The organism is Bradyrhizobium sp. P2_E8 (assembly GCF_056403875.1).
Window position 1 is genome coordinate 1 of sequence record NZ_JBFUES010000304.1, and the last position, 7482, is coordinate 7482.

Below are 7482 nucleotides of genomic sequence, written 5' to 3' on the forward strand. Positions count from 1 at the left end.
GCCTCGGGCCACGAAGCCAAGAAGGCCGCCGAAGCAATCATCAAGTCGGGCAGGGGGCGCATTGCGCGCTCTGGAGTGACATTCGTTTCCCCAATGCAGCCCTCAACCCTGCTTTGTAGCGGCAGCAACTATCACGCGCACAACGCCGAGAAGCTTGCTGCGCAAACGAGCGGAAAGGAGCCCGAGTTCTTCGTGATGACCCGCGATTGCGTCATCGGACCTGAAGAGCCGATCGTCTACGACCCGGCGCTTACAAGAAAGCTCGATTGCGAGACTGAACTTGCGGTCGTTATTGGAAAGGCTGGGCGGCACATTCCAGTCGAATCCGCGCTCGACCACGTGTTCGGCTACACGATCGTCAACGACGTAACTGCGCGTGATCGTCAAGTCAGGCGGTCGCCGGAAGGGTTCACCTGGTACGAGGTTGGTCGAGGCAAGGCCTTCGACACGAGCTCGCCGCTGGGGCCAATCATCGTCACCGCTGACGAAATCGGCGATCCTCAGAAATTGGACCTCTCAACCAAGATTAATGGGGAGTTGCGACAGTCAAGTTCGACGTCGGAGATGATCTGGTCATGCGCCGAACTCATTCACTTCTTCTCGATCAGCTTCACTCTGCGTCCGGGAATGGTGGTTGTGACCGGTACGCCGGCAGGTACTGCCTGGTCAACCGACCCTGAACTCGGAGGCAAGTGGCAGGGCCAGGCCGGGCTTATCGCCGCGACCAGATATTGTCTGCCGGGTGACGTTGTTGAGAGTTGTATCAGCAAGATTGGTGTGTTGCGAAATCCCATCGTGCACGTCTGACGAATGGTTGACCGCATGTGACTGGAGCGGGCGTCCGCCAGACGCCCGCGGATCGACCGTAAGTGGAGGCGGCTTGACTGCTCCACAGGATTCAAAAACGTCACACTGCTCACCGAAGGGGCGTCATCGTCATGCGCGCGTACCTCAAATGGCACGTTTTGTTCGGCGGATTTCTTGTCTACATGCTGGACGCGGTCGAGATTAGCATCCTTGCCGTTTCTCTCCCTACAATCCGTGCCGAGTTCGGTCTCAGCATTCCACAGGCCGGGATGCTTGCAACTCTTGGATGGATCGGAATCGGGCTGAGCGGACTTTTGATGGGGTGGTTTGCGGACAATTTCGGGAGGCGTGGCGCCTTACTTCTTTCTCTCGTCATTTTCGGTCTGGCAACTGCGGCATTCGCTCTCCCGCATGCATCCTATTCGTTGCTTCTGAGCTTGAGATTTGTCGCCGGCTTGGGGCTCGGCGGCGTATGGGCTATCCTGGCTGCCTATGCCGCAGAAACGTGGCCGCCCAAGTATCGTGCAAGGGTGACGCTTTATATTTTGAGCGCCTATCCGATTGGTGCTGCGCTGGCAGCTGGCTTCGGCGGTGCTCTTCTTCCCAATTGGCGCGCGGTTTTTCTGTGGTCGGGCCTGTCGGCGGCAATTCCACTAATCTATGTCTTTGCGTTCATTCCAGAGTCTCCAGCGTGGCTCGCGCGTTCCATTGCAACGGCAGCGGGAAAGGGAGTGGGTGGAGCTCTTAGCTCCAGGCGTTCCTTTGTCGAGATCTTTCGTGGCGCACTGTTATGGCAGACGATTTATGGCACCCTCGCTGCCTGTTGCGCTCTCTTCGCCTACATTGGCGTGCTGACCTGGTTGCCGAGCTATCTGGCCGCTGAGCGCGGACTGTCCCCCGCGCTCGTGTCGCGATACATCATCACATTCAATGCGGGAGTATTTTTGTCGTACTACGCCTTTGGTTTCATCGCCGATTGGATCGGCAAGAGAAATGCTCTAACGATTTCCTTTGTTGGAGTGGCGGCAATGCTCGGCCTCTACACGCGAATTCACGATTTGGAATTGCTGCTATGGTTCAGCCCGGCTGTCGGAATCTTCATCGTCTTCTCTGGCTTGCTTGGCGCCTACTTTACGCAGATCTATACGATTGACATAAGAGCAACTGGCGCCGGATTTTGCTTCAATATGGGTAGGCTGGTGGCGTCTTTTTCACCGCTTGTGACTGCAACCGTCGCGACTGCCTATGGCTTTGAAGCCACGCTGGTATGTTGTGCCGGCCTCTTCTTAGTGGCGGCTTGCATCATTGCCATGCTTCCTAACGATCGCGGCTCTTTCCGGCAGGTAGGCCTGGAGCAGCAAGGTGGTATTGTTGAAAGTGGGAAAATCACTTAGACACGGCTAGGCTCAGAAGGTAGACGCTGCTAGGCCTCAACTCATGTGGTTCGAGCCATTGCGCGGGCAAACTTGAGTTGCTCTAGGCACCTCGACCGGCAGAAATTTCTCGCTTAAGGCCTGCCACCAACTCATCTGCCCGATCTTTTGTGTCAGGACTACTTCCTAAAAGGATCCGGCAGGTGGTGATCAGGTGGTTTTGCATCAACTGCACAGACTTGGAAGTCTGGCGCGCAAGCACGGCTCTCGCGAGCTGTCGATGCTCGCCATCCACGTCTCTTGATCCACGCTCATAGAATGCGGACAGCAATCGATAGCGTTTGACGTTGTCCCATAGCAATGCCCGATACTCGAGTAGGCGCGGCGCCTTRCATGCAGCGACAAGCGCAAGATGGAACTTGCTGTGGCGATCCTCCCAGTCGTCGTCGAAAAAACGACCGTCATCACGGTCGTCGTTGTGGATGCCCAACAAGTGGGCGGCTGCCAGAATGCTTGCCTCCCAATCCCTGTCACCTTGAAGAATGGCTGCGTTCAGTGCCGTTCCTTCAACCCAGATCATGGTCTTCATGAGGTCGAGCAGGTCGGCCGCTGATACGCTTGCCACCCGGAAGCCTTTTTGTCCTTCGCTGGTCACAAGGCCAAGGGAGGTAAGCCGGGACAACGCCTCACGAACTGGACTTATTCCTACGCTGTAACGTTCTTGGAGGCTGGCCATTCCCAACCGGTCGCTTGGCTTGAGCAAGCCTCTGACGATGTCGCGCCTGATGGCCTCGAAGAGAGACTCGGTCTGGGTTTTTGGAGATTGCTCGAACATGAGAGATCCGGGTTGGTTGGCCGAAAAATCATACCATGCTCAGCAACTCAGTCCAAATAATTAGATAATTTGGAAATTTATATAGACATTGGAAAAAATGGCGTTCTATAGTTGTCGCGGCGACGGCGGCTACTTGGGGGTTCGTTGAAAATGAAGATGCGGTTTCGGGAGGCGAGTGACGTTCGCGATGGAATGCGCATCGAGTGGGACATTCCGATCGAAATGGATGACGGTGTAGTCCTGCGCTGCGACGTGTACCGGCCGCTCGATGAGGCAGAAAAATATCCAGTCCTCATGACCTATGGGCCGTACGGGAAGTGGCTTCACTTCGAGGACCTCTATGGAAGCCAGTGGCGCACGATGTGCCAGAACCACCCCGACGTACCGACAGGATCGACCAACAAGTATCAAAGCTGGGAAGTCGTTGATCCCGAGAAGTGGGTACCGGAAGGTTATATCTGTGTCCGGGTCGACAGCCGCGGGGCTGGCCGCAGCGGGGGCGTGTTGGATTTGTTTTCCGCGCGCGAGGCGAGGGACTTTGCGCTTTGCATTGAATGGGCTGGGAGCCGTTCGTGGTGCAATGGAAGAGTCGGACTCAACGGCATCTCATATTACGCAATCAATCAATGGCATGTTGCGGCGCTTCGTCCGAAGCATCTTGCCGCCATCTGCGCCTGGGAAGGGGCGGGCGATCTCTATCGAGATATGGCTTATCACGGAGGAATTTTTTGTAACGGATTTGTCCGCGATTGGTCAGTCTCGCAAGTCTACCCGCTCCAGAATGGTCGGGGCACGAACGGGTACAAAAGCCGATTGAACGGGGATTGGGTCAGTGGCCCAAATACCCTTACTCAGGAAGAATTGAATGCGGGTCGGCGAAACTTCTACGAGGACTGCGTCCAGAATAACCTTCAAACCTCGCAATATTGGCGAGACCGAGCTCCCGATTGGGCTAAGATCGAAGTCCCGCTGTTGTCATCCGCGAACTGGGGTGGCCAAGGCCTGCATCCTCGCGGGAATTTCGAGGGCTTTATTCGTGCCGCCTCGCAACACAAATGGCTTGAGGTGCACGGACTTGAGCACTGGAGCGAATTTTATACCGACTATGGATTGACGCTACAGAAGCGTTTCTTCGGCCACTTTCTAAAAGACAAAGACACGGGGTGGGCCAAGCAGCCTAAGGTCCAGTTGCAGGTGCGCCATCCTGGCGAGCGCTTTGTCGAGCGTCACGACGAAGCCTGGCCGCTCTCCAGAACAAACTGGACGAAGTACTATCTTCGTCCCGCCCACCTTGCCTTGTCGCGGGAGACGCCGCCGCAGTCGATCGAGAAGGTAACCTATGAGGGCCTTGGTGACGGCGTTACCTTCCTAGCTCCTCCAGTAGCACGCGAACTAGAAATCACGGGCCCGGTCGCTTGCAGAGTCTTCGTCTCGTCCGCCTCGTCGGATGCAGATCTGTTTCTCATTGTTCGTGTATTTTCGCCCGACATGAAGGAAATCGTCTTCCGCGGCGCGCTCGACCCCCATACGCCAGTGGCGCAAGGTTGGTTGCGTGCTTCGCACCGGAAACTCGATCCCAACCGAAGCCAGCCATACGCACCATATCATACTCACGACGAAATCGAGCCCCTCAGGCCAGGCGAAATCTATCAATTGGATATTGAGATCTGGCCCACAAGCATCGTTGTGCCAGCCGGTCATCGTATCGGATTGACCGTTAGGGGCAGGGACTACGTCTATGGTGGGGATCCTGCGCCGGCAGAAAACAGTCATGGTACGCGATGGACCGGTGTTGGGCCATTCAAGCACGACGATCCGATCGATCGACCGGCGCACGTATTTCGCGCAGCCGTGACGTTGCACTCCGATCCAGAGCATCAAGCATATCTTTTGCTGCCGGTGATCGAACCTCGATGAGATCCCGGGAATTGACTTTTCCAATTTTAAAAGACGGACGACGCCCGAGCCCGCAGGTTCGCGGGATCGAATACCGGAAGCATCGAACCGGATAGGCGAAGTGTGATGAAAGTTGACCGAGAAGCTACCTATCGCGCTGCGGAAAAGATATCCAACTGAGGTGCGGTAGGGACGATCAAATTGGCACATTGAATGATGTCTCTCCCGATAACATCATCGCTGCCGGCACGCGTGGCCGGAATTCCGACTCACGATGAGCTCTTTGAATCGTTACGCGAAGCTGGCGCCGACGTCGATGATACGATCGGAATCCGGGTTGACGGTCGGACCGCGTTTGATAGCGATGGCAGAACCGTTGCTCGATTGCCTATCACCGACTCTCGGTAGCTCGTGGCCAATGGTGCCGCCTACCTCAAGGGACGACCAGTCGGAGTACCCGATGCCGCTTCGGCAGAAGACATCGGTCGGCGTATGGCCAGCCAGGGATGATGCACAACCTCCGTGCGCGCCAGCTGATGCCTGAGGTGGAGCGGTATAGCTCTGGGTTGAAAAGTCTGATGGACCGGGGTTAACTGTGGGACGCGGGTCTCAAAAATCCCTGAAAAGACGTCGCTCGGAATAGACTAGTCCGTGGTGTCGTAGGATGTGTAAGGGTCTGTAGATGAACCTACGGCAACTCCGGTTTTTCCTACAGATTGCTGAGCTCGGTAGCGTCAATCGCGCGGCGGCTCTATTGCATATCGCGCAACCCGCGCTTTCAAGGCACTTGAGGCAACTCGAGTCCGAGCTCGGAGTGACACTGTTTCGCCGAACTGATCGTGGCGTCACGCTAACCATAGCCGGGCACCGGCTCCGCGAGAAAGCGGCTACTCTGTTGCAACTTTTCGACCGGGTTCGCCAGGAAATCCGGGATGAATTCAGCGAACCAGGCGGTGAGCTTACAATCGTAATGCCTCCCTCGATGCTCGATTTGTTGACCGCTCCTGCTATTGTGCGGGTGCGTGAGCTCTACCCCGCGATACTCCTCCGCGTTGTTGAGGGTATCAGCGGGATCATCAACCCCTGGTCCATGGTGGCGGATGGGCGTGCAGATCTGGCGGTCGGTACCAACGTTGAGCCGCTGAGTTCGTTGGAAGCGACACCCTTGCTTCGCGAGTCTCTTTGGCTGATCGGACCGCTGAGCGCGAACCTTCATCCATCCCGGCCCGTCGAACTCGATTTTGCAATACGTCAGCCGCTTGTACTCACCAGTCGTCCAACGCCTGTGCGGATGATCGTCGAGAGCGCTTTGACGAGACGAAAGCTCGCCGCGTCTGGCGTCCTGGAGGTCAATACACCGCAGCTTGCCGTCACACTCGTTGAGGCGGGTACGGGATGGACGATCCTACCTTTTTGTTCTGTGTTCCGTCTGTTTAACGAGCGCAAAGTCGCAATAGCGCCCATCAACGAGCTCGAGATCGCGTGGACTTTCATTCAGGCGCGCGATCGACAGCTCTCGCTTGCCGGTGAACACGTTAAACGCGTTCTTGCCCATATTGCTGCCGAGCAGGCTGCTTCCGGTAAGTGGTTGCTGGCTCAAATGGGGGTTAGCTGAGGGCGCGCGATTCTGCCTAGCTTGACCAGTAGCGTCCGGGAAGGTTGTTCATGAGGCTCTTATTAAGCCCTCCGTCCACTTCCAGTGTGGCCGCTGTAACCCAGCTTGCGTCTTCGCTGAGGAAATAGAGTACGGCAGGACTGACGTCATTGGGCTGACCGACCCGTCCGAGGGGAGCAGCCGCAGCGCGAAGCTTGCGCACTTCTGGATCTCTTAAATAAGCGGTCAGCGGAGTCTCGACGGTGCCGGGTGCGACGGTATTGACGCGGATGCCGTTTGGAGCCCATTCAACTGCCATCAGGGTGGTAAGATGAAGGATGCCAGCCTTAACCGTGCTGTAGGCACCGGATCCGGCGTACGGGTGGTAGGCGGACACTGAAGAAAGATTGACAACCGCGCCGTGCTTTCCTTCTGCGATCATTCGGCGCGCGAAGGCTTGTCCCATCAGAAACGTTCCAGTTAATCCTACATCGATCGTGGTCTGCCATTTGAGAAGCGATAGTTCGATCAGCGTTCCGCCGTTTATCGCAATGGCGCTGTTGACCAGGAAGTCCAGCGAACCGAAGCGCATCCAGGTGGTATCGACAGCTTTGGCGCACTGGTGTTCGTCGCGTACATCGGTCGGGATGAAGATCGAGACATCCTTCCCCAACTTGGATTCCAGCTCGGTGCCGAGTTGTGCGTTCATATCAACGATTGCGACCCGACCGCCCTCCGTGACGAAATCCGCTGCTACCTGTTCCCCGATACCGCGGGCGCCCCCCGTCACGATTGCAACTTTGTTCTGAAAGCGCTTCATGGAAAAACCCTCAATATGACGGGGATGGTTTCCGCGGCACGCATTTGGTGTCGCGGTCTGCACGAACTCACGATCTTACAATGCTGTTGTGCGCAGGCGTCGCGACAAAAAACATCGCGACGAGGCCGATGCAGGGGATGGCAACCAGCTGGAGTAG

At 56.5% G+C, this 7482-nt stretch carries 6 protein-coding genes and 1 pseudogene; 5 read left to right on the plus strand and 2 right to left on the minus strand.

The window, feature by feature from the left end; all coding sequences use genetic code 11:
* Window positions 1-807 (plus strand): fumarylacetoacetate hydrolase family protein (locus AC1D00_RS18275; RefSeq protein WP_477011613.1); only part of this gene is annotated, 807 nt, incomplete at its 5' end.
* A 131-nt stretch (window positions 808-938) separates the two neighbouring features.
* On the plus strand, window positions 939-2201 hold the full coding sequence (locus AC1D00_RS18280) for an MFS transporter (protein ID WP_477011614.1): 1263 nt from the start codon (window positions 939-941) through the stop codon (window positions 2199-2201).
* Window positions 2202-2283: 82 nt separating this feature from the next.
* Here AC1D00_RS18280 and AC1D00_RS18285 read toward each other — a convergent pair whose 3' ends face one another.
* Window positions 2284-3015, minus strand: coding sequence for an FCD domain-containing protein (locus AC1D00_RS18285; protein ID WP_477011615.1), 732 nt, complete (start codon window positions 3013-3015; stop codon window positions 2284-2286).
* Window positions 3016-3165: 150 nt separating this feature from the next.
* Between AC1D00_RS18285 and AC1D00_RS18290 the strand changes: the two genes are divergently transcribed.
* From AC1D00_RS18290 to AC1D00_RS18300, 3 genes and pseudogenes are all read left to right on the plus strand, one after another.
* Entirely contained in the window at window positions 3166-4932 is a 1767-nt protein-coding gene (locus AC1D00_RS18290; RefSeq protein WP_477011617.1) for a CocE/NonD family hydrolase, read from the plus strand.
* 661 nt (window positions 4933-5593) lie between these two features.
* A pseudogene (locus AC1D00_RS18295) lies at window positions 5594-5764 on the plus strand (LysR family transcriptional regulator); the annotation flags it as partial.
* A gap of 42 nt (window positions 5765-5806) precedes the next feature.
* Window positions 5807-6526, plus strand: coding sequence for a LysR substrate-binding domain-containing protein (locus AC1D00_RS18300; protein ID WP_477011618.1), 720 nt, complete (start codon window positions 5807-5809; stop codon window positions 6524-6526).
* A 16-nt stretch (window positions 6527-6542) separates the two neighbouring features.
* On the opposite strand, the gene AC1D00_RS18305 is transcribed toward AC1D00_RS18300, so the two are convergent.
* Entirely contained in the window at window positions 6543-7325 is a 783-nt protein-coding gene (locus AC1D00_RS18305; RefSeq protein ID WP_477011616.1) for an SDR family NAD(P)-dependent oxidoreductase, read from the minus strand.
* Between the last annotated feature and the right edge of the window lie 157 nt (window positions 7326-7482).